Origin of the sequence: Idiomarina piscisalsi, assembly GCF_003987095.1 — a bacterium.
Classification (GTDB): domain Bacteria; phylum Pseudomonadota; class Gammaproteobacteria; order Enterobacterales; family Alteromonadaceae; genus Idiomarina; species Idiomarina piscisalsi.
Window position 1 is genome coordinate 1 of sequence record NZ_PIQA01000007.1, and the last position, 22302, is coordinate 22302.

The 22302-nt window shown below is 48.6% G+C and carries 18 protein-coding genes; 12 read left to right on the top strand and 6 right to left on the bottom strand.

From position 1 onward, the window contains the following. The 7 genes from rfbD to CWI73_RS09195 all read left to right on the top strand — a co-directional run. Window positions 1-825, top strand: an 825-nt coding sequence (rfbD, locus tag CWI73_RS09165) for a dTDP-4-dehydrorhamnose reductase (RefSeq protein ID WP_126752512.1), incomplete at its 5' end; no start/stop codon positions are given. Further along, window positions 822-1364, top strand: a complete 543-nt coding sequence (gene rfbC, locus CWI73_RS09170; RefSeq protein ID WP_126752513.1) for a dTDP-4-dehydrorhamnose 3,5-epimerase — start codon at window positions 822-824, stop codon at window positions 1362-1364. The genes rfbD and rfbC, both read left to right, overlap by 4 nt. Before the next feature lie 57 nt (window positions 1365-1421). After that, window positions 1422-2357 (top strand): sulfate adenylyltransferase subunit CysD, encoded by a 936-nt coding sequence (cysD, locus tag CWI73_RS09175; RefSeq protein ID WP_275046254.1) that lies wholly within the window; start codon window positions 1422-1424, stop codon window positions 2355-2357. Window position 2358: 1 nt separating this feature from the next. Beyond that, window positions 2359-3774: a sulfate adenylyltransferase subunit CysN gene (gene cysN, locus CWI73_RS09180; protein ID WP_126752515.1), complete on the top strand. Its 1416-nt coding sequence runs from the start codon at window positions 2359-2361 to the stop codon at window positions 3772-3774. 4 nt (window positions 3775-3778) lie between these two features. Beyond that, complete coding sequence (locus tag CWI73_RS09185) at window positions 3779-5509, top strand: SLC13 family permease (RefSeq protein ID WP_126752516.1); 1731 nt, start codon at window positions 3779-3781, stop codon at window positions 5507-5509. A gap of 34 nt (window positions 5510-5543) precedes the next feature. Further along, window positions 5544-8324, top strand: coding sequence for a glycosyltransferase (locus CWI73_RS09190; protein ID WP_198675175.1), 2781 nt, complete (start codon window positions 5544-5546; stop codon window positions 8322-8324). After that, the gene (locus tag CWI73_RS09195; RefSeq protein ID WP_126752518.1) at window positions 8321-9676 is read left to right on the top strand and encodes a hypothetical protein; all 1356 of its coding nucleotides are present in this window, start codon (window positions 8321-8323) and stop codon (window positions 9674-9676) included. The genes CWI73_RS09190 and CWI73_RS09195 overlap by 4 nt, the downstream gene beginning before the upstream one ends. On the opposite strand, the gene CWI73_RS09200 is transcribed toward CWI73_RS09195, so the two are convergent. The 3 genes from CWI73_RS09200 to CWI73_RS09210 are packed head-to-tail and all read right to left on the bottom strand — an operon-like array spanning window position 9666 to window position 13689. Next, a complete protein-coding gene (locus tag CWI73_RS09200; RefSeq protein WP_157980633.1) occupies window positions 9666-11702 on the bottom strand; it encodes a glycosyltransferase family 2 protein in 2037 nt (678 codons plus the stop codon). The two genes, CWI73_RS09195 and CWI73_RS09200, sit on opposite strands and share 11 nt — an antisense overlap. Next, complete coding sequence (locus tag CWI73_RS09205) at window positions 11699-12610, bottom strand: glycosyltransferase family 29 protein (protein WP_126752520.1); 912 nt, start codon at window positions 12608-12610, stop codon at window positions 11699-11701. The genes CWI73_RS09200 and CWI73_RS09205 overlap by 4 nt, the downstream gene beginning before the upstream one ends. Continuing rightward, window positions 12607-13689: a glycosyltransferase gene (locus tag CWI73_RS09210; RefSeq protein WP_126752521.1), complete on the bottom strand. Its 1083-nt coding sequence runs from the start codon at window positions 13687-13689 to the stop codon at window positions 12607-12609. The genes CWI73_RS09205 and CWI73_RS09210 overlap by 4 nt, the downstream gene beginning before the upstream one ends. Window positions 13690-13771: 82 nt before the next feature. On the opposite strand from CWI73_RS09210, the gene CWI73_RS09215 reads away from it, so the two are divergent. The 5 genes from CWI73_RS09215 to cysQ are packed head-to-tail and all read left to right on the top strand — an operon-like array spanning window position 13772 to window position 19267. Continuing rightward, the gene (locus CWI73_RS09215) at window positions 13772-15772 is read left to right on the top strand and encodes a capsular polysaccharide biosynthesis protein (protein ID WP_198675176.1); all 2001 of its coding nucleotides are present in this window, start codon (window positions 13772-13774) and stop codon (window positions 15770-15772) included. 15 nt (window positions 15773-15787) lie between these two features. Further along, window positions 15788-16858, top strand: a complete 1071-nt coding sequence (locus CWI73_RS09220; RefSeq protein WP_126752523.1) for an undecaprenyl-phosphate alpha-N-acetylglucosaminyl 1-phosphate transferase — start codon at window positions 15788-15790, stop codon at window positions 16856-16858. A gap of 11 nt (window positions 16859-16869) precedes the next feature. After that, a complete protein-coding gene (gene galE / locus CWI73_RS09225) occupies window positions 16870-17883 on the top strand; it encodes a UDP-glucose 4-epimerase GalE (protein ID WP_126752524.1) in 1014 nt (337 codons plus the stop codon). A gap of 60 nt (window positions 17884-17943) precedes the next feature. Beyond that, window positions 17944-18540: an adenylyl-sulfate kinase gene (gene cysC / locus CWI73_RS09230; RefSeq protein ID WP_126752525.1), complete on the top strand. Its 597-nt coding sequence runs from the start codon at window positions 17944-17946 to the stop codon at window positions 18538-18540. Next, window positions 18533-19267: a 3'(2'),5'-bisphosphate nucleotidase CysQ gene (gene cysQ, locus CWI73_RS09235; protein WP_126752526.1), complete on the top strand. Its 735-nt coding sequence runs from the start codon at window positions 18533-18535 to the stop codon at window positions 19265-19267. The genes cysC and cysQ overlap by 8 nt, the downstream gene beginning before the upstream one ends. 45 nt (window positions 19268-19312) lie before the next feature. On the opposite strand, the gene CWI73_RS09240 is transcribed toward cysQ, so the two are convergent. The 3 genes from CWI73_RS09240 to CWI73_RS09250 form a co-directional block, all read right to left on the bottom strand. Then, the gene (locus CWI73_RS09240) at window positions 19313-20281 is read right to left on the bottom strand and encodes an L-carnitine dehydrogenase (protein ID WP_126752527.1); all 969 of its coding nucleotides are present in this window, start codon (window positions 20279-20281) and stop codon (window positions 19313-19315) included. A 1-nt stretch (window position 20282) separates the two neighbouring features. Further along, complete coding sequence (locus CWI73_RS09245) at window positions 20283-21173, bottom strand: beta-keto acid cleavage family enzyme (protein WP_053954366.1); 891 nt, start codon at window positions 21171-21173, stop codon at window positions 20283-20285. 99 nt (window positions 21174-21272) lie between these two features. Next, on the bottom strand, window positions 21273-22292 hold the full coding sequence (locus tag CWI73_RS09250; RefSeq protein WP_126752528.1) for a GlxA family transcriptional regulator: 1020 nt from the start codon (window positions 22290-22292) through the stop codon (window positions 21273-21275). Window positions 22293-22302 lie beyond the last annotated feature (10 nt).

Genomic DNA, 22302 nt, shown 5'->3' on the forward strand with positions numbered 1-22302 from the left:
TTGGCGCCCATGCGTAATGAACTCGACCTAACTAACGCCAATGCGGTTCAAGATTATTTGGATTTTCACCAGCCACAGCTTATTGCGAACGCCGCAGCTTATACCGCGGTGGACAAAGCCGAGTCAGAGCCAGAACGGGCCGACAAGCTGAACCATTTACTGCCAAAACAGGTGGCTGACTACTGCCTGAATAACCGTGCTGCGCTTATTCATTTTTCGTCAGACTATGTGTACCCCGGCGACGGTGAAAAGGCTTATACTGAAAACGCGAAGGTAGCGCCCTTATCGGAATACGGGCGTAGCAAGTGGGCAGGCGACCGTGCCATTATTGGTTCAAGCTGTAACCACCTTATTCTGCGCACCAGTTGGGTCTACAGTGCCCGCGGCAATAACTTCATGAAGACCATGCTGCGCTTAGCAAAACAGCGTGAGCAACTCAGTATTGTTAACGACCAAATAGGCACCCCAACCCCTGCACGTTTGCTTGCACAGGTGGCGGCGCTGGCAACCCGGCCATTATTGGCGCATGAACTGACGGGCGTATACCACGTAGCCACGCAGGGCGAAACGAACTGGCACCAGTTTGCTAACGCTATTTTTGAGCAGGCACAAGCAGCCGGGCACTCTTTGGCCATTAAAAAAGTCGACGCTATGAGTACCGCAGACTACCCGACAGCAGCCAAGCGACCACTGAACTCACGTTTAAACGTAGAAAAAATTGAGCAAGCCCTGAACATTACCCTGCCAAGCTGGCAGCAGGCTTTGCAGCACACCCTGGCGGAATATTTGACATTGCACCTTACGGAGATGAAGCCACAAACATGAACTATCAACCGCAGAAAATACCTGATATTAAGCTGATAACCCCTACTGTTTTTGGTGATGAGCGCGGCTTTTTTATGGAGACGTTTAGGCTGAATGAGTTTCAGCAGCACTGTGGCGACTTTAACTTTGTGCAGGACAACCACAGCAAGTCTAAAAAAGGCATACTGCGTGGCCTGCACTATCAGCTAAAACGTCCGCAGGGCAAGTTGGTGCGGGTAACTCAGGGGCGGGTGTTCGACGTAGTGGTCGATATGCGTGCTAAGTCACCAACCTTTGGTCAGTGGGTGGGTACCGAGTTAAGCGCTGAAAATAAGCATCAGCTATGGATACCGCCGGGTTTTGCGCACGGTTTTTATGTACTGAGCGACACCGCCGAGTTTTGTTATAAGTGCACCGACTATTACGCCCCCGACGACGAACACAGTGTGCGCTGGGACGACCCCACGCTTGCCATTGACTGGCCGCTTGACGGTGAGCCTGTGCTTTCGGACAAAGACACCAACGCCAAAATGTTCCAGCAGGCCCCGGCCGTAGCCTGATGTTCACATCAGGTGCGATGCTTTAATAAAACATGCTGACAAGCTACAATACGCGCAATTAAAAAGACAGGGCAGTTACAACGAATGAACGAAAAACGATTAACCCATTTAAAGGCTCTTGAGAACGAGTCGATTCAAATTTTCCGCGAGGTGGCGGCTGAATTTGATAACCCAGTTATGCTGTATTCGGTGGGTAAAGACTCTTCCGTACTATTGCATTTAGCACGCAAAGCTTTTTATCCGGGTAAAATTCCGTTTCCGCTTATGCACGTAAACACCACATGGAAGTTCCACGAAATGATAGAGTTTCGTGACCGCATGGCCGAAAAGTACGACTTTGAGCTTATTGAGTACATTAACGAGGAAGGCGTAGAGCAGGGCATTGGTCCATTCAGCCACGGCAGCGCCAAGCATACCGACGTGATGAAAACTCAGGCGTTAAAACAAGCGCTGAATAAGTATAAGTTTGATGCGGCTTTTGGTGGTGCACGCCGCGACGAAGAAAAGTCGCGCGCAAAAGAGCGTGTGTATTCGTTCCGTGACAAAAACCACCGCTGGGACCCGAAAAACCAGCGCCCTGAGCTGTGGAATATCTACAACGGTAAAGTCGACAAAGGCGAAAGCATTCGTGTGTTCCCTCTGTCGAACTGGACCGAGTTGGATATTTGGCAATACATCTATTTAGAGAACATCGACATTCCTCAGCTATACCTGGCGAAAGAACGCCCGGTGGTTGAGCGCGATGGCACCTTGATTATGGTTGACGACGACCGTATGCCGTTAGAAGACGGCGAAACGCCAGAAATGAAGATGGTGCGCTTCCGTACCCTGGGCTGTTACCCGTTAACCGGAGCCGTTGAGTCTGACGCGGCAACTTTGCCTGAAATTATTCAGGAAATGTTGCTGACCAAAACGTCAGAGCGTCAGGGCCGGGTTATCGACCACGATAGCGCGGGTTCTATGGAGAAGAAGAAAATGGAAGGGTATTTCTAAAATGAGCCACGCATCACCATTAATTGAAAAAGACATTCTGGCGTACTTAGAACAGCACGAAAACAAAGAGCTGCTGCGCTTTATTACCTGCGGCAGTGTGGATGACGGCAAAAGTACACTTATTGGTCGTTTACTGCACGACAGCAAGATGATTTTTGAAGACCAGCTGGCCGCCATTACTGAAGACTCGAAAAAGTCGGGTACTCAGGGCGATGAAGTGGATTTGGCGCTACTGGTAGACGGCTTACAGTCTGAGCGCGAGCAGGGCATTACCATTGACGTGGCTTATCGCTATTTCTCGACAGACAAACGCAAATTCATTATTGCCGACACGCCGGGGCACGAGCAGTACACCCGCAACATGGCGACCGGTGCGTCAACCTGTGACTTAGCGGTTATTCTTATAGATGCCAGCCGGGGTGTACAAACCCAAACCCGCCGCCACAGCTATATTTGTTCTTTATTGGGCATTAAGCACGTTGTGGTTGCCATTAATAAAATGGACTTGGTGGATTACTCGCAAGACGTTTACAAGAAAATTCAGGACGACTACCTGAAACTGGCCGGCTCGCTGGAAATTCCGGACATTCGTTTTGTGCCAATTTCAGCCCTGAAAGGCGACAATGTGGTTAACCGCAGTGACAAGCTGGACTGGTTCCGTGGCTCGACCTTGATGGAATATTTAGAAAACGCTGAAATTGACCAGCCTCAGGATACCGAAGACTTCCGTATGCCGGTGCAGTTGGTGTGCCGTCCTAACTCGGACTTCCGCGGCTTTCAGGGGACGATTACTTCGGGCTCTGTCAAAGTGGGTGACACGGTTCGCGCCTTACCTTCAGGTAAAATTTCCACCATTAAGTCTATTGTGACGTTTGACGGTGAATTAGAAGAAGCGCACGCACCAATGGCGGTAACCTTAACGCTGAATGACGAAATTGATATTAGCCGCGGCGACATGATTGTGCGCAAGGACAACTTACCGCACGTGTCGAACCGTATGCGCGCTAAAGTCGTGTGGATGCACGAAAAAGGGCTGGAGCCGCATCGCGAGTATTACATTAAGTTCAACTCTAAGTTCACCCGCGGCGAAATTACCGACGTGCACCATCAAATTGATGTGAATACTCTGAAAGAAAAAGAGGCCGGTAAGCTTGAGCTTAATGAAATTGGTTTGGTCGATTTGCACGTGCATGACCCTGTGGTGTTTGATGCGTACCAAAGTCATAAGGAAACCGGTGCGTTCATTATTATCGACCGCATGACCAATGTGACCGTTGGTGCGGGCATGGTTGACGAAGCGCTCTCGTCTGACGACAACGGCGAAGAGAAAGGAGACTACAGCGAGTTCGAACTAGAGCTTAACGCCCTAATTCGCAAGCACTTCCCACATTGGGGCGCTAAAGACCTGCTGAAATAACTCGATGCCGGATATATTCGCTCTAACCGGATTACTGATTCTTATGGTTGTGCTGCTGATAAAATTTCAGCAGTACAGCGCGAGAATTTTCGGTGGGGCGATGCTGGTTACCTTAGCTACCGGCTGGATCTCAGCCGATGAGCTGCTTGCTAATGCCGCAAACCAAGGCTTGGCAACACTCATTATGCTCATTCTTATTTCCTTTGCCCTTGAAAAAACCGGCTTGCTACGCAAAGTAAGCCGGTTTTTATTTACAAACTCAGAGCCCGCTAGCGTTTGGCGCACCATGGGCTTAAGCGCACTGGCTTCGTCGGTGCTTAACAATACCGCGGTAGTAGCGGCCTTACTCAACTCCGTGCGTAACAACAAAAAGGTGCCCGCCTCACGGCTGCTCATTCCGTTGTCTTACGCCTCAATTATGGGCGGCACGTTAACCTTAATTGGTACTTCAACCAACCTTATCGTGAACTCCATGTTTACCGATACCGGTCATGCTGGTTTTAAGTTTTTTGACTTTACCTTAGTGGGTGCCATTGTATTAACCGGCGGGCTTATTACGCTGTTTATTGTTAGCCGCTTTCTCCCGCACCACGAAAACGGCAGCAAAGAAACCACCGAGTACTACGTTGAAGCAGAGCTTAGTGATGACTCGCCCCTAGTCGGTAAACACGTCGACGAAGCCGGTTTACGTCATTTAGAAGACCTGTTCTTGGCCGAAATTGTTCGCAAAGGCGGGCATGAAGTCTTAAGGCCAGTAGCACGCTACGACGTTCTGCAAGCAGGAGACAAGCTTTTATTCAGTGGCGACATTAGCAAAGTAAAAACGTTGAACCAGTTCGACGGCTTAAAACTGTTCGCCGACGACAATGGTTTAGAAACGCACCAGCTAACCGAAGTAATAATAAAAGAAGAGTCGGTGTTAACCGGGCGTACGTTAAAATCCACTGGCTTTAGGGCGCGCTTTGACGCGGCTGTTGTGGCTATTCGTCGAGACGGCGGCAAAATTAGCGGCAAACTCGGGGAGGTAAAACTGCAAGCGGGTGACTTCTTGCTATTAGCGACCGGTCCTGACTTTGCCTCGCGTACCAACTTGAGCAAAAACTTTTACGTATTAAGCGGTGTCGAGCCTGAAAATATGCTGAGTGGCTGGCGTGAAAAGCTGACTTTATACGGCTTTTTAGCCATGATTGCCGGCACCGTTGTTACTGGTGCGTCGCTTTTCTACGGCGTACTCTTTTTAATTGGCGCGCTTTTATTTACGGGTTGCCTGAACGTTAACGAAATAAAGCGCCGTTTTCCGGTTGAAATTTGGGTGATAGTGGCTAGCGCGCTATGTATTGCCGAAGCACTCACCAACACCGGTGCATCAGCTGCTATTGCCGACTTTGCGCGTTCAAGTCTGGCGGGTCATACGCCGTTTGTGTTACTCGCTGGTGTGTTCTTAATTACCTACATTCTCACGGAAGTTATCACTAACAATGCCGCTGCTGCATTGATGTTTCCGGTAGCTTACAGTTTGTCGCAAGGTATGGGTGTTGACCCGTTTCCCATTATTCTGGGCGTAGCCTTTGCGGCTTCGGCCAGTTTTATAACCCCGTACGGTTACCAAACCAACCTTATGGTGTTTAACGCCAGCAACTATCGACTGAAGCACTTCCTCTACAGTGGTGTGCCAACTGCTTTTGTTTATATCGTGTTGTCTTTATTAGCCATACCATGGGTTTTCCCATTATAGTAAAGCGGTCTGCCTCACTATGGTTATAAATGGCATGTTACGAGAGCATTTTAACGAAAGTTGGTACTTAGAAACCTACCCCGATGTTGCCCTCAGTGGTCAGGACGCCTGGAGCCACTATAATGACTTTGGTCGTTATGAGGGCCGTTGGCCAGGGCCTATGCCTACCTTAATACTGGAGCAGCGGCTTTGGCAGGGTAACGAGTCAGTCATTCCGGAGCTGCAGGCGCTGACTGAAAAAAATGACCCGGAAGCTGAAGTGGCCCGTTGGGTGTTGGCACGCTGGTATGCGTTTAATGGCGACTGGTCTGCTGTGGTTCGATACATAGGCCCACTTGAGCAATTTTCGTTGTTGCTACACTTAATGCCAACACCGGCGCCTTATTTATGCCTTTTTGAGGCCTACATTCAACTGTCTCATAGCGCTTGTGCAGAGCAACTGATCAATAGCCCCAACTGGCCAGTCAATAGTCAGCTTTACCAACATAACCGGGCGCTTGCTCAGTCTATGCTGCAAAGTGGCGAGGCGAAATTAACACCTTTGAACAGCATTTACCGTAGCAGTGGCTTGGCAGAGTTAGCGTTTAACCCGGGTGAGAGCCTTTTTGATGCGTTAACCGCACACGCGCTGCCGGCGAAAAAATGGTGGCAACGCCAGCCGCTAGTCACGGTTATTTTTCCCTGCTATAACTGCTCAAAAACTCTGCCCACCGCGGTACACAGCGTACTGAACCAAAGCTGGCGCAAGCTGCAGATTATTGTGGTTGACGATGCCAGCACCGATAATACGTGGCAAGTGATGCAGTCGCTTGCGGCAATCGATAGCCGTATTGAGTGTGTGCAACTAACCACTAATGAGGGCGCTTATGGGGCACGTAATGCGGGGCTGGATCGCAGTAAAGGCCAGTTTATTACCACCCATGACGCCGACGACTGGTCGCATCCGCAGAAAATAGAGCGCCAGGTGAAGGCGTTAATAACGAACAAAAGTTTGATGGCCACACGCAGTGCCTGGGTGCGCACTGACGAACAGCTGAACTTTACGCACTGGCGGCCCGAAGCCTCCTGGATTTACCCCAATGTTTCCTCGCTGATGTTTCGCCGCAGTGCTTTTAAGCGCTTAGGTTATTGGGACGCGGTCAGTGCCGGTGGTGACACCGAGTTCTATTATCGCTTACAGACCGTGTTTGGCGGCTCGGCGATAAAAGATGTCAACCCGGACGTCCCCTTAGCCTTTGGGCGCATGAGCAAAGGGGCGTTAACTCAAGCGTCAGCGACGCACCTTAAAACCCAATTGGGTGGCGCTCGTGCCGACTATCAACGAGCGGCCGAGCAATGGCACCGTTCAGTAACGTATTTATCCCGCTACCCTCAGCGCAGGCCGTTCATTGCGCCGCTGCAACTTTGTCGTGGCACAGCGCAGGCGCAGCAGCAAAATGAAATTGATGTTATTAGTAACAGCTGTTATTTCAATGCCGACTACTATTTAGAGCGCTACCCCGATGTGGCAAAAGCAGGCATGGATGCGGCGCGTCATTACACCCTATTTGGTGGTGCTGAAGGGCGCGACCCCAGCTGCTTATTCAGCAGCAGCGCCTATAGTTTTATACGGAAGCTAGACGATGGAAAAAATCCTTTATCGGCATTTTTAACCGAAGAGCCGGGTGCTGAGCCTCTGAAGTTGTTAAAAAGTGACTTACAGGGACTTAACGGCACGACGCAAAAACCATTGTTACTGGTTGTGGCACACAGCACCGTTGGCGATGCCTTTGGCGCGGAAAAAAGCTTGCTAGACTTACTGACCATGTTGCGTGACGACTATCGCTTGTGGCTGTTGTTGCCTTCAGCGCACAACACCGCTTATGTTGACAGTGTGACCGCACTGGCCGATGCCGTGAGCTTTATGCCATTACGTTGGTGGCAGGCCGATCGCAAGCTTGATCAGCCGCTTGTGGACGTTTTAGCAACCTGGTTACAGCAGCACAATGTGCAGGCGGTTTATGTGAATACCCTCACCCAATTAGAGCCGCAAAAGGCCGCTCGCATGGCCGGCGTCCCGGTTCTTTGTCATGTGCGGGAGCTACCGCAAGCGGACCCGGAGCTCTGTCATGTGCTGGGAGCAGATGCTGATACCATTAAAACAGCGGTGCTGTCGTTAAATGACTGGTTGGTCGCAAATTCGCAGGCCGTTGCTGAGTATTTTCAGCAGCCAGAACGTGTGGCGGTAGTGCCAAATGTGGTTGATGTTAACCATTTTGACAACCAGACAATACGTGAACCTTCTGTAAAACCGCTAACCGTAGGTATGCTAAGCAGTAATGTCGCAAAAAAAGGCGTTGAAGACTTCTTTCAAGTAGCCAGTGAACTGTATACTACCGGGCATTATGACTTTGTATTATATGGCCCGGAAACGGAGCTGGTGGAACAACTGAGCCAGCGGTTTGGCTCTTGTGTCACGCTTAAAGGGTATGTCGAAGACCCGGCAACGGCACTGAGAGAATTGGATGTGGTACTTAACTTATCGCATGTTCAGGAGTCGTTTGGACGCAGTGTTGTAGAGGCTATGGCGGCGCGTCGAACGGTTATTGCGTACAACTGGGGGGCGCTTCCGGAACTACTGGACGACCACTGCGGAATACTGGTGCGCTATAAAGACAAGCAGGCCGTTATTGACGCACTGCAACAGTTACGCCAACAGCCGCAACGTTTAAAAGAAATAGGACTTTCTGCCTGGACGCGGGCGCAACAGTTCGCGCCTGCTAAAGTAAAAAATAAGCTGGTTGCTGCGGTGAATAAAGCTAGGGAAACTCAATGAAGGTGGTATTGCATATTGGAGCGCCGAAAACAGGAACGTCGGCTATCCAGTTTTTTCTTAATGAAAACCGCAAGCGTTTACAAAAACACGGTTTTTATTATCCAGAGCACAATTTTGATTCAAACAATGTGTCGGGCGGTCATGCCGAGTTTGGTTCTATGCTGCAGGAAGGCCAGCTAGAAGAGGCGGCTCAAAAACTTGAGCAATGGTTACAGGAAGCGCAGGCTAGGGGCTGTCAGTTGCTGTTGTCGTCGGAAGCTATGTATCGCTATTTCGATTCGGTTACTTCATTATTCGAAGGCCACGAGTTGCAGGTACTGGCTTATTACAGGCACCCGCTTGAGTCTTTAGTGTCGAACCATAACCAGTCTATTAAGCGTCATTATTCAACTATGACCCTGAGTGAATTTTTAACAAAACAGGGCATAGTGAATAACCCGGGTATTAACGGGCAGCGGTTTTTTGACTGGAAAAGGGCGCTGGGCGATAATTCCATTAGTATTCGACCGTATTTTCAGAGCGCTTTTTATCAGGGCCGTATTGAATACGATTTTTTGCAACGTTTAGGCATTTCAGGTTGGTCTTTAAGACGTTTTAAACTGCACAAGAAGAAAATAAACACCAGTTATACCGCCGGGGCACTAGAGTTGAAGCGTTTGTTGAATGGCTTGCTGGATAAAGACAGAAGCTATGAAAACGTCACGATTGACCGGGCGTTACAAAAATACTCTGACGCTGAAAATAACCGCTCTTCTAACTCGTCAGTTCAGGTGGTTGGCTCAAGTGTGTACGACGCGATAACGCAGTTGCACGAAAAGCCCATGGCGCGCATGAAAAATGAGCTTTTGGAGTATTGTCCAAATGGCTTTTTAGAACCGCAAAGTGTTGTACCGCTGGAAAACGCTTCGCAGGGTGACTCACTGCAACAAGTACTGAAGGTTTATAAGTACTTATGCAACGAAACGCCTCAGTTAATAAAGACATTCAAAGCCAGGTTAGCTGCAGAGTTAAAAGACAACGATGAAGCTGAGCTACCTTACGCGCTTTTGAAATTAGCCGAAATAATGGGCTTGCCAATTTTAGAGCCTGAAGTGGTGAGCCTGCCAGGCCAGGGGCAAAAAGTGAAGGTGCCCATTCCACCGTCGGTTGTTGAGGTTTTTACGTCAAAACAGTCAAACCCGGTAGACTACCTGTCGGAAATGGCAAAGTGGCTGGCTGATAACAGAGAAGTGCCGCTGGCCTCTAAGTTATTGAAAGAGGCCGCTCGCCGGGCAAAAGACCCGGAAAGGAAAAAACAGCTCACTAATTTACTCGATGCTTACAAAAAGCGTTTAAAAAAACCTAAGGTTTAAGCGTAAAATTTGGTTCAAGGTTAACCCCAAAGTCTTCCTGCAGCTTCGTTAAATTAGGGTTATAGGCTGGGTCGTGTTTTATCAGTTCGGCCCACTGCTTTTGCATATAGGTTACCTCGCCGCGCTCACGGGCTTTTTTCTCGGGCGTGTCTTCTTTGCCTCGTGTTTTTGACTCAAAATGATACAGCTCTGCGTATGGAGTCCACACCGTACGATACCCTGCTGCCAGCGCTTTTAAGCATAAGTCCACGTCATTAAATGCTACCTTCAGCTCTTTTTCGTTGAAGCCACCTACCTTGTTGAAAACTGACGCTTTCATCATTAAACAAGCAGCAGTGACAGCACTGTAATTCTGTAAACTGGCCAGGCGTTGGCAGTAGCCCGGCGAATGGCGGATAAAGTTTTTATGGCCATGGCCAGCCAGCCCCCAAAGCCCGAGCACAACCCCGGCGTGTTGTACGGTATTGTCGGGGTAATACAGTTTAGCACCAACACACCCCACCCCAGAGCGCTGCGCCTGTTGCGCCATTTCCCCAAGCCAACTGCCATTAATAACTTCGGTGTCGTTATTTAAAAAGCAAAGCAGCTCGCCCTGGGCGTGAGTGACCGCAAAGTTATTGATGGCTGAGTAATTAAACGGCGCGTCGTAGCGAATGACCCGCACCTTAGGTTCTTTTTGAATGTCTTCAAACCATTTCAGCGTTTGTGGGCAGTCGCTTTGGTTGTCGACAATAATAATTTCAAAGCTATTGAATTCAGTTTTTTGCAGCACGCTGTTAATGCAATTTTGGGTTATGTCTAAGGCATTGCGTGTTGGCACAATAATACTAATAAGTGGTTTATCTGCCGGGCCCGGGGTAATGCCAAAGTTTATTTTTCGCACACCGCTTTCAACCGCTGATGCAAATGACTCAACCGTGTCACCTTGTTGTGTTAGCCAATGGGAAACCGCTTGCTGGCGGTTTGTTTCAATTGTAGCCATGGGGTCATCAATAGCCACTTGTGGGGTGTGATGCTCAAGAATAACCGGAATATGCAAAACCTTCGGTTGGTGTCCCAGCGACTTAACCGCTTCGACTAACCTGATATAGTGGTCGTTTGTGTTTTTCACCCTGTTATAAGCGTTCTTTAAACAGCGGCCTTTAATGGCGTAAGCCGGGCCAATATAGTCTTGCGCGGCCAATAAGTCTGGGCTCCAGTCGGGCTTAAAATGAGGCAGTACGCGCTCGTCCTGTTCATTAATATGGTCGTGATCCCAGTAGATAATGTCGGCATGTTTTTGATCCGCGACAACCGTGGCTGCATGCAGCAGTTGCTCGAACTGTTTCGTATAAATGACACCGTCCGCGGGGGTGTGATACCACTGGTCAGACTTAATGTCGCTGACATTCTCTGGTAGCGCTGCCGTTTTCTGGCTGTCCGTTGTCTTGTAATGAGCCAGTAAGGCTTCGCGAGTTTTTGATTCGCTGTGCAAGCGCCAGTAATTAAAAGGTTCACAACTTATCAGCTGGTGCTGTAGAAGTGGTTGATACGCTTGTACCAGCTTGCGCAAGGCATGTGAGCGCCCACGACGTTTTTGACGAGCACGAGTCAGGCGGTAAATTTGTGACGCATTATGCCCATTAGCTTTGTCTCTTCGAGCCACCGTTTGTAGCATAAAAAACCAGGCTTTGACGGCAGAAATAGGCTTTATGCGAATAGAGAACAGAGGCTTCTCGTCCATTTCAACTCCTACCGGGGGAACCCAGTCCATGGTTAGAGTTTGTAGAGGGTTATGGCGGTAGAATACCAGTGAGGCTTTCTTTGGGTCGTTGTAGTGCAGTGGCACACCTTGTAAGTGATGGTTCTGACGCGCCATAATCATGCCTTGGTGCGCTAGGAATTGCTCTGCTGCTTCATTTTTCGCAATAACGACAATGCGCTGCCATCCGAGCTTTGAAGTCGATAGGTTGTGGAGAATATGTTGGTTAACATGGCTGTTTACAGACCAGTGTCGGCTTTTTACAAGCAGTTGAATTGTACTCATAAGCGATGTTGCTGCATCCATTCCGTCATTATTTTGCTCTCGGCGCTCCAGTTGTGACGACTGACCGCTTGGTGCCCTTTTATGGCATGGTGGTAAGGAGAACCTTCTTGCACGCCAAACCCCGTAATACTTAACTGTTTTGTCGGCAGCTGTTTTAAAAGTTGCACCACTAAAAAGCCAGCACTTGGTGGGGCGCTAAGCAATTCAACACAGTGCTTCCAATAGTTTAAAGGCACGCCTATAACCTTGCCGCTATGGCTTTGAAGGATGCGCCAATTTTGTTGCCACCATAGCATATTAGGACCTGTCACTATGACAAATTCAACGTTGGCGGGGACTGGGCCTTGGTATCCAGGCGCCATTACCCAGATATCGAGTCGGTTTCCAATGTCGCGTTCTCTAGTGTGCTCACTGGCGTATTGATTAAAGCGCACCACAATATCGTTGGTGTCTATTTGTGCGCCTTGAGCCTGGCCAGCTAAGTTTGGGCTGTTGCCAACCACCACCACATTAGCGTTACTGAGGCGTTGCTGCAATTTCTGAAAGTGCTGTGCTTCGTGCTGCCGCCAGGCCGTGACTTTCTGTTGAAACGGTGTTTTGACGGCGGGGTTAGCAAAGTTGCCTTTAGTCTCGTCAATTAAGTTTCTCAATTGTCGGGCACGATGCCCATATAGTTTGTGTTTAAACCGCTGCAGCCAGTTTTTGTGACGCCAATCCTGTGCCAGTTGCAGATGCGCCGGAGACAGCGGGTATCCTAGCTGGCGTTTAAATATCATATAGTCTAACCAGCACTCAAAGCTTTGTTGTTGCTGCCAGTGGTAGCGAAAGCTGTGCAATAACTCACAGTCATAACGTCCGGCCTGACTGGCTTGCTTAGCGCCGGTGACTGTTCTGAACTCTGAATTCATTGTGACAGGCTCTGCTGGTAGCACGTGAGTATATCGGCTGCGTGCTGCTCTGGAGTGTATTGTTCAAGTACTTGCTTGCGCAAACAATGGTTTTGTTCACGCCGCAGATAGCCGGTTGTTAACTGCTGATACCAGTCGTCGCTGCTGTTTGCAAGCTGAACACCTGGCTGTGTGAACCGTTGCATGTCAGGAATAGCAGAGGCAATAACGGGTCGGTTGAAGAAATTTGCTTCAATAGCTTTCAGGGCTGACTTGCAACGATTGAACACCGTGTCTTGTAATGGCGCAAGTTGCAAGTGGCCGCTGTTCACTACTTGCCAATAGTTGTCATAAGGTTGTTTTTCCTGCCATTGTATCTGTTTAGACAGTGCTTTTAACCGTTTGGGGAAACGTTCTTCCTCAAGTACTCCGGTAATGTTTAATTGGGCATCCGGGTGCTCTGTTAAAAAGTCAGCCAGTGGCTCTGTTATAAGTGCAAAGTCTTTGTCATGACTGCGGGTTCCAGGCAAGTAGCAAACGGTGAATGTGTCTGAGCTTTCTGGTGTTGGGTTTTTGTCACGCCATAAATAGTGCGGTGAGTTTGGCATCCAGAATACCCTGTCAGGGTCAAACCGTTCATCTGCATATTCTTTTAACGGCAGTGTTGAGACCGTTAGTACATTAAAGTAGTTTAGGGTTTTAGCATGCTGCGCAAAGGTTTTATAGGTCTGCTCGAGCGACACATAATCATTAATGACGCCGGGGCTGAATTCGGCATATGCTGGGTCAAAAACTAAGTCGTCGAAGTCGGCAATTAACATAGCACCTTGTTTTCTGCGCTTTTTGAGCTCAGCAGACAACAGCCAACGAGACTTTAAGTCTCTAAAACATGGACGGTGAAAAATAATTAGGTCGACAGGATTTTTTTGTTGGCTAAGCTCTTTATAATGAATGCATGTGACATCATGGCCTTTATCGCTAAGCGCTAATGCGGGGTTTTGGCAACGATAAATAAAAGCCGGATCAGACAAAAACTTCGCGGCGTTTTTATTGCCAGCCACGAATAAAATTCGTAACGGGGTTGGGTATTCATTAGCCAAAAGTTGTCGTCCTTGTCGTTCTTAATGCGGTAATAATACGCTGTTATTGTAGTTAACCGTTATGGTAAAAGGAAATACCTCTTTGCGAAACAAAAACAATTATATTTCGGTGTCTCCAGCATTAAGAAAAGTAAAGCATTTAGCCCCTATGCTGGGTGCTGATATTAGCTTTGTTGGACGGATTAAGCGCTATATAAACGTCAGAAACAGCCGGGGAAAAGCTGTTTTGGCTTGGGGGCGAAAACCTTCTTCCCTGGTTGCCGCTCGTTACGCCAAGCGACACCGCTTACCGTTGTTGCGTATTGAAGACGCATTTTTGCGATCGGTCGAGTTGGGCGCTCACTGTCCGCCTCTGGGTGTTGTGGCGGATTCAGAGGGCATTTACTACGATGCTCGTTCGGCGTCAGAATTGGAAGCATTTATTCTACAGCCGTTAGATGAAGAACAGCAGCAACGCGCTAACACTATTCAAAACAGGTGGTGTGAGTTAAAGCTATCAAAATACAACCTTCATAGAAGTCATAATGTCGATTATGGTCGGCCTTATGTGCTTTTGGTCGACCAAACGGCGGGCGATGCGTCTATCAATTATGGGTTGGCGTCGGCTGAGTCGTTTCAGGAAATGCTTTCTGTGGCGAAACAACGTTTTCCAGACCATTTATTGGTCATAAAAACGCACCCAGACGTTATTGCCGGTTTGAAGCAAGGCCATTTCAATATCGAGAAACTCGCGAATGAGCCTAATGTCAGGCTTGAAGGTCGCGCCTTACATACGCCGGATATTATTGAAGGCGCAGATGCCGTTTTTTGTGTGACCTCTCAGGTAGGCTTTGAGGCCTTGTTATGGGGAAAAACCGTTTATACCTTTGGTATGCCGTTTTATGCTGGTTGGGGGCTGACTAACGATGCCCTGAAAGCCCCTTCGCGTCGAAAGCCGGTGTCGTTGCAACAGTTGCTATACGCTGCGTTGGTGCGTTACGCACGTTATTGGCACCCCGAGAAGCAGGCGGCATGTCAGGTTGAAGAGCTGATGGAGTGGATTGGTCAACAGCGCATCTGGCGCCAACGCTTTCCTGAAAAGCTGTTGGCAGAACGCTTTCCGCGCTGGAAACGTGAGTATTTGAAGACTTTTTTTTCGGGCACACAGCTACAATTCATGCCACGTGGTGAAGCATTGCCCGAGAATGGACCTTGTGTGGTTTGGGGGCGTCAAGAGAAGCCTAATTGTTTGTGTGTTGAGGATGGTTTTATTCGTTCAGTAGGGCTGGGAGCCGACTTAACGGCGCCAAAGTCTTGGGTTATTGATGATATGGGCATGTATTACGATGCCACCCGCCCTTCACGACTTGAAGCTATTTTGAATGACTATGAGTTTTCTGAGGAAGAACTTAGCCGAGCCGACGCCTTGGTTGAGCGCCTAGTGAAAGAGCAGGTGAGTAAATACAATGTTGGAGACAACAGTTGGAAGCGTCCTAAAATGGCGAAAACAGTAATTTTAGTGCCAGGTCAGGTGGAATCAGATGCGTCCATTCAATATGGCTCGCCGCACTTAAAGCAGAATGTTGAGCTGTTGGCTCAGGTAAGAAAGCGTAACCCGGACGCTCATATTGTTTACAAGCCGCATCCGGATGTAGTGGCGGGTCTGCGTAACCCTGACTCTAATGAATCGGAGCAGGTTCAGTTTTGTGATGAAATTGTTATACGTGATAATATGGCGTCCTTATTAGAAAAATTAGCGCCTGGTGACGAAGTGCATACTATGACTTCGTTGACGGGGTTTGAGGCTTTGCTAAGAGGTGTTCGGGTATGTTGTTATGGACAGCCTTTTTACTCTGGCTGGGGGCTTACTCAAGATTTATATCCTAATCTGCGCAGGCAGAAAACGCGCAGTTTGTACGAGTTAGTGGCGGCAACATTAATTATTTACCCACGTTACCTAAGCTCTAATAGTAGGCGCTTGACGTCGGTGGAACAGGCGCTAAACGAGATAGCCGAAGAGCGGAAAGTGCTGCAAACAGCGACGCTGCTTTTCCGTATTCGTAGAAGCATGAAGCGAAAAGTGTTGCGATTAAAACGCTTTTAGACAACGGATGTATGAATGACTGAACTTTCCTGGCTAGCCATTTTCCTGAGCTTTTTTGTGAGTGCTTCGGCACTTATTGCTTTCCGTAAAGTGGCCCCTTCATGGGGGTTGCTTGATAAGCCTTCCGAACGAAAGTTACATACGATTCACTCGCCGTTAATTGGTGGTTTGACGGTCGCTTGTGGCATTGCAGCGAGTGCAGCCTTATGGTTACCGCTGAGCACTTTAACGGTATCTTTTTTGGTCGGTGCAGGGCTTATTATTCTTATAGGATTGCTGGACGATATTTACGATGTAAGTGTTGGTGTCCGTCTTATAGGTCAGATAGGTGTTGCCTGTATTGTGACAGTTTATGGTGATGCCTACTTAGTCTCGTTAGGTAACTTAATGGCTTTGGGAGATATCCAGTTGGGCCTGCTCGCCGTGCCGTTTACAGTGGTGGCCTTTGTCGGTGTTATGAACGCATTCAACATGATAGACGGCATTGACGGGCTGCTTGGTGTGAGCTCATTAGTTGCTTTGACAAGTTTTACAATACTAAGTTATTTGGCAGGTAATTCACTGCTTGTGTGGTTAGGTGGGGTATGTATTGCGTCTGTTCTTCCTTATTTTATGAGTAACCTTCAGGCTGACAGTCACTCATTTAAAGTGTTTATGGGAGATGCCGGGTCATTACTGATGGGGTTTGTTTTGACGTGGCTGTTTATTGTCGGTTCGCAGCCTCACTTAAGCAATAAGGTTATTGAACCTGTAACCGCCTTGTTTTTAATTGCCATTCCGTTAATGGATATTGTGACTGTCTTAGCTCGACGCCTGAAACAGAAGCGAAGCCCTTGGCTGGCTGACCGCCAGCATATACATCACTTGTTTGAAAAAGCCGGCTATTCGCAACGACAAACGTTAGTGATATTGACGCTGATAATGTTTGGTGTGGCGTTTATTGGAGGCGCGCTTCAGTATGCTGAGGTAGTAGTTTGGCTTAGAGTGAGTGTACTGCTATTGCTGATAATCGGGTTTATAGCGCTGACCAAGTTGTTAAAAATTAGAATGACCAGACTGCAGAACATGCAAGCCAATGTAAATTAGGGACGATTATTATGACTATTTTAGTAACAGGAGGTGCCGGATACATTGGCTCCCATACCGTATTGGAATTATTGACCAGTGGCTATGATGTTGTTGTGTTAGATAATCTCTGTAACGCCAGTGCAGAAAGCCTTAAACGTGTTGAGCTGTTAACGGGGAAAACCGTGACCTTTTATAAAGCCGACATTCGTGATAGGGCGGCAGTGGATGGCATTTTTGAACGTCACCGTATTGAGGCGGTAATTCACTTTGCTGGTTTAAAGGCGGTTGGCGAAAGCACTGCTAAACCCTTAGATTACTATTCGGTTAATGTCAGTGGCAGTGTGGTTTTAGCGCAGGCTATGGCGGCTGCTGGTGTGACGAAGTTGATTTTTTCGTCGTCAGCGACGGTTTATGGCGAAGATGCACCAGTTCCTTACCGGGAAGATATGCCTAGAGGGAAAACAAGCAACCCGTACGGCACATCTAAAGCCATGGTTGAGCAGATACTGACAGATATCAGTTTCGCAGACGAGCGGTGGTCGGCGGTGCTACTGCGTTATTTTAACCCTTTTGGTGCGCACCTGTCGGGGCAAATAGGTGAAGATCCGCAAGGTGTTCCGAATAATTTGATGCCGTTTATTGCTCAGGTAGCCGTAGGGCGACGGGAGAGTTTGTCTATTTTTGGTGATGACTATGACACTAAGGATGGCACTTGCGAAAGAGACTATCTACACGTTGTGGATTTGGCAAAAGGCCATGTGCTTGCTCTTAAGGCAACGGAACAGTCAGGCACTCATATTTATAACTTAGGGACCGGTAAGGCGACGTCAGTTAAGCAAGTGGTTCAGGCTTTTGAACGGGTTACCGGCGTGACCATTCCTTATAGCATTGCACCGCGACGTGCGGGAGATTTACCCGCATTTTGGGCCGAAGCGAGTAAAGCATTTAGCGAACTGGGTTGGCGAGCTGAAATGGGCATTGACGATATGATGCGTGATACTTGGCGATGGCAGCAGAATAACCCAAACGGCTACCGTGGGTAAGCTACGCAAGGCGCTTCATTTACGGTACAATTCGATTATCATTTTTTTAAAGAAACAACCATGACAGAAAACATTGTTTGGCATGATGCCGCTGTCTCGCACCACGACCGTGTGACCCAGAAAAAACACCAACCGGCGTTGCTTTGGTATACCGGCTTAAGTGGCTCGGGTAAGTCCACCATTGCAAACGCTGTGGACAGGAAGCTGTTTGAGTTAAGTTGCCACACCTATTTGTTAGATGGCGACAACGTGCGTCATGGCCTGAATAAAGACTTGGGGTTTAATGACACCGACCGTGTTGAAAATATTCGACGTATTACCGAAGTTAGCCGCTTGTTTTTAGATGCAGGCTTAATAGTCGGAACGGCGTTTATTTCTCCTTTTATTGCGGACAGGGCACAAGCGCGTGAACTGGCGGGTGAGCATTTTATTGAGGTGTTTGTTGATACGCCTTTGGAAATTTGCGAACAACGCGACCCCAAAGGTTTATACAAAAAGGCGCGTGCCGGCGATATTCCTCACTTTACGGGGATTTCTTCGCCTTATGAGGCACCAGAGAAGCCCGAAGTGCATTTAAGAACAGATGAAATGACAATAGAGCAAGCCGCTGAACAAGTGGTGCAGTATTTGAAAGGACAAGGGATTATCCATGCTTGATAACGTAAAACAAATTGCCCGCGATGCTGGCGCTGCCATTATGGACGTGTATGAAAGTGATGACTTTAACGTGCAACAAAAGGGCGACGACAGCCCGCTGACAAAGGCCGATTTGGCAGCGCATAAGGTTATTTGCGAAGGCTTGCGCGCGCTCGAGACGCAGTATCCGATTATTTCTGAAGAGTCTTCAGACATTAGCTGGGAGCAACGCAAACACTGGAATCGCTATTGGCTGGTTGACCCGCTCGATGGCACTAAAGAGTTTATTAAGCGTAACGGTGAGTTTACCGTGAACATTGCGTTAATTGAAAAAGGCGTACCAGTGATGGGCGTGGTTTACGCTCCGGTCCTGGATGCCATGTACACTGGCGAGCGCGACGAGGGTGCCTTTTTGAATGACAAGCCGATTAAAGTGGCTAGCGAGGCCCCGGCAACATTGCGTGTAGTAGGCTCGCGTTCACACCCGTCACAAGAAACGACGGATTGGCTGGACGCCTTAGGCAAACCGTACGAAATGGTACCTATGGGCAGTTCATTGAAAATATGTCTGGTGGCTGAAGGCGAAGCCGATGTTTACCCGCGTTTAGGCCCCACTTGTGAGTGGGACACCGCCGCAGCTCATGCCGTGTTAAGCGCCGCCGGTGGCGACATTACCACCATTAACGGCGACCCATTGCTTTACAACCAAAAAGACGATTATTTGAACCCGCATTTTATTGCGAAATAAAAAAACGTCACCTGGGGCTATAAGCCTCAGGTGCATTCTCTGCATTTATACTGTTTTGCGGTGATCAGACAGAACCTTTCCGGCACCGACTTCATATTGAGCAAGCGCTTCCATAATAGCAACCAGACAGTTGTCACGTAGCTGCTCAAGCTCTTTAACGCTGCGGTTAGCTGCTTGTTCATGAGTTCCTTCAACCATGCGATCAATCAATGACTCGGTAAGCTCCGGTGCTTCCAGTTTGGTCCAGGGCAGCTTTAAAGCGGGGCCGAACTGCTTAAGCATGTGCCGCATACCGGTATCACCGCCGGCTAAATGATAAGTCAAGTTGGTGCCCATGAGCGCCCAGCGTAAGCCCGGGCCGTAGGTAATGGCATCATCCAGCTCACCGGTTGTTGCAATACCGTCGTTCACTAGGTGAAGGTTTTCGCGCCACAAAGCTTCAAGCAAGCGATCGGACAAGTGGCCATCAATTTCCTTACGAACATGCAGCGGATGCATACCCAGGCTTTTATAAATGCGCTGAGCTTTGTCAATGGTATCAGCGGCGGTTTTCTCACCACCAACAACTTCGACCAATGGCAGTAAATACACCGGGTTGAACGGGTGCGTTACGACTAAGCGCTCGGGCAGCGCCACATTTTCTTGTAACACGCTGGGCTTAAAGCCTGAGGTTGATGAGCCAATAATGGCATCGGTTGGGGCACACTCACTAATTTGCTTTAACAGTGAGCATTTTAGTTCAACCACTTCGGGCGCGCTTTCCTGAATAATGTCTGCGTCTTCACAGGCATCTTCCAGTGTGTCATAAAACGTTAAGTTATTGATGCTGGCACCGTCTTTTAAGCCCAGTTTTTCGAGCGACGGCCAGGCATTTTCGATACTTTCTTTCAGCTTTTCATGAGCATTTTCACCTGGGTCCCAGGCTTTCACACGATACCCATTTGCAAGATAACGTGCTGCCCAGCCGGCGCCAATAACGCCGGTTCCAATAATAGCTGCTGTTGCCTGTGTCATATTAGCCCACCTTTACCAAGTTCAGCTTGTCTCGTGTTTGCTGCGGTGTCATTGGCACAGCCCCTAAGTTATCTAAAAGGTTTACCGCTTTTTCAACCAGTTGTTCGTTGCTGGCCAGTTCGCCTTTGCGCAAGTACAAGTTGTCCTCTAAGCCAATACGAATATTGCCACCTAACAGTGCGGCTTGTGCCGCCATTGGAAATTGATGACGACCAATTCCGAAACCGGCCCATACTGAGTCGTCTGGCAAACTATCGACCATTGCTTTCATGGTGGTGGTATCAGCCGGCGCTCCCCAGGGAATGCCTAAACACAGCTGAAATAACGCGGGCGAATCGAGCAAGCCTTCTTTTTGCATTTGTTTGGCAAACGCAAGGTTGCCGGTGTCAAAAATCTCAAGCTCTGGCTTTACACCAAGCTCTTGAACACGTTTAGCGCCTTTACGCAGCATTTCCGGACTGGACACATAAACGAGGTTTTCGTCACCAAAATTAAGTGAGCCACAATCTAAGGTGCAGATTTCTGGCTTCAGCTCTTCTATGTGAACCAGGCGCTCTTCTGCGCCCACTAGGTCTGTATCTTGAGTGAACTGAGTCGGGTCGCTGTCCGGTCCCAAAAAAAGATCGCCGCCCATGCCGGCGGTGAGGTTTAGTACAATGTCAGTGTTGCTGCTTCTGACCCGGTCAACCACTTCGCGATAAAGTGCCACGTCACGACTGGGCTTGCCCGTTTGCGGATCGCGCACATGAATGTGAGCAACAGAAGCGCCGGCTTCCGCGGCAGCAATAGTTGACTCTGCAATTTCTTTTGGGGTTACCGGAACCGCTGGGTTTTTGCCGGTCGTGTCACCAGCCCCGGTAATAGCGCATGTCACAATGACGTTGTTGTTCATAAGTCACCTTAAGCATTGATAAGTTTTCTATCATGCTAGCGGTTTTCCCGTCACTAACTATTGAGAAAGCGAGAGCGACTTATGGTTTTTCGACAATTTTTAAGGAGCGTGCAGTAATCCTCGGTCTTTACTCGGTTGAATACCAAATTCGTCTTTGTAAATAGCGCTTAAATAGGCAGCGGATGAAAAACCACAGGCAAGTGAGACTTCCAGCACCGACAACTCGGTTTGGTGCAGTAGTTGACGGGCGTGCTCCAGACGTAACTTGCGGTAATATTTTTTCGGAGTTGTATTGAGCTCTTTAGCAAACAGTCGCTCAAGTTCACGTTGAGACACCAATGCTTTCTCTGCAATTTCGCGAATGGATAAATTTGACGTGAGGTTGTCTTCCATCAGAGAGACGGCTTTTATCAGCTTACGATTGGTGGTCATTAAACGGTTGCGTAGCTTCATACGCTGCGAGTCGTTTGCGCCTAAAATGCGATGATACATAAACTGCTCGGCAACATCGGCGGCAAGTTCGTAACTGTGACTGGCCCAGATAATGTTCAGCATCATGTCTAAACTGCTGAGCCCTCCCGAAGAGGAAATGCGGTTCTCTTCAATTAAAAAGCGCTCGGGTACCACTTGCACCGTTGGGTGGCCTTCTTTGAAGCTGCTGGCCGCTTCCCAGTGCATGGTGGTGCGCTGGCCACTCATGACACCGGCTTTAATCAATAATTGCGCACCGGTATCAACACCACCGAGACTATAGCCGTTGGCGGCCAGGCGACGCAGTTCAGCGTATAATTCGTGCGAGGCATGTTCATAAGGGTCGAACCCTGACACGACGATAAAGGTTTGGTAGTCATCGGGGCAGGTATCTATGCGATAATCGGCGTCTATTTTCATACCGTTGCTGGCGGTTGCAGGTTTGCCGGTGTCCGTAACAAAAGAAAACTCAAACAAATGCTCGCCGGAAAGTCTGTTTGCAACACGTAGTGGTTCCGAAATACACGCCAGTGCAAACAACGAAAACTGGTCCACTAAAATAAAAGCAATGTGGATGGTGTCACTGTCGCCAAACTTCGGTGGCAGAAAGTTATCGCTTAAATTGTAGTCACATTGCTTAGAGTCCATAGGAGAAAAA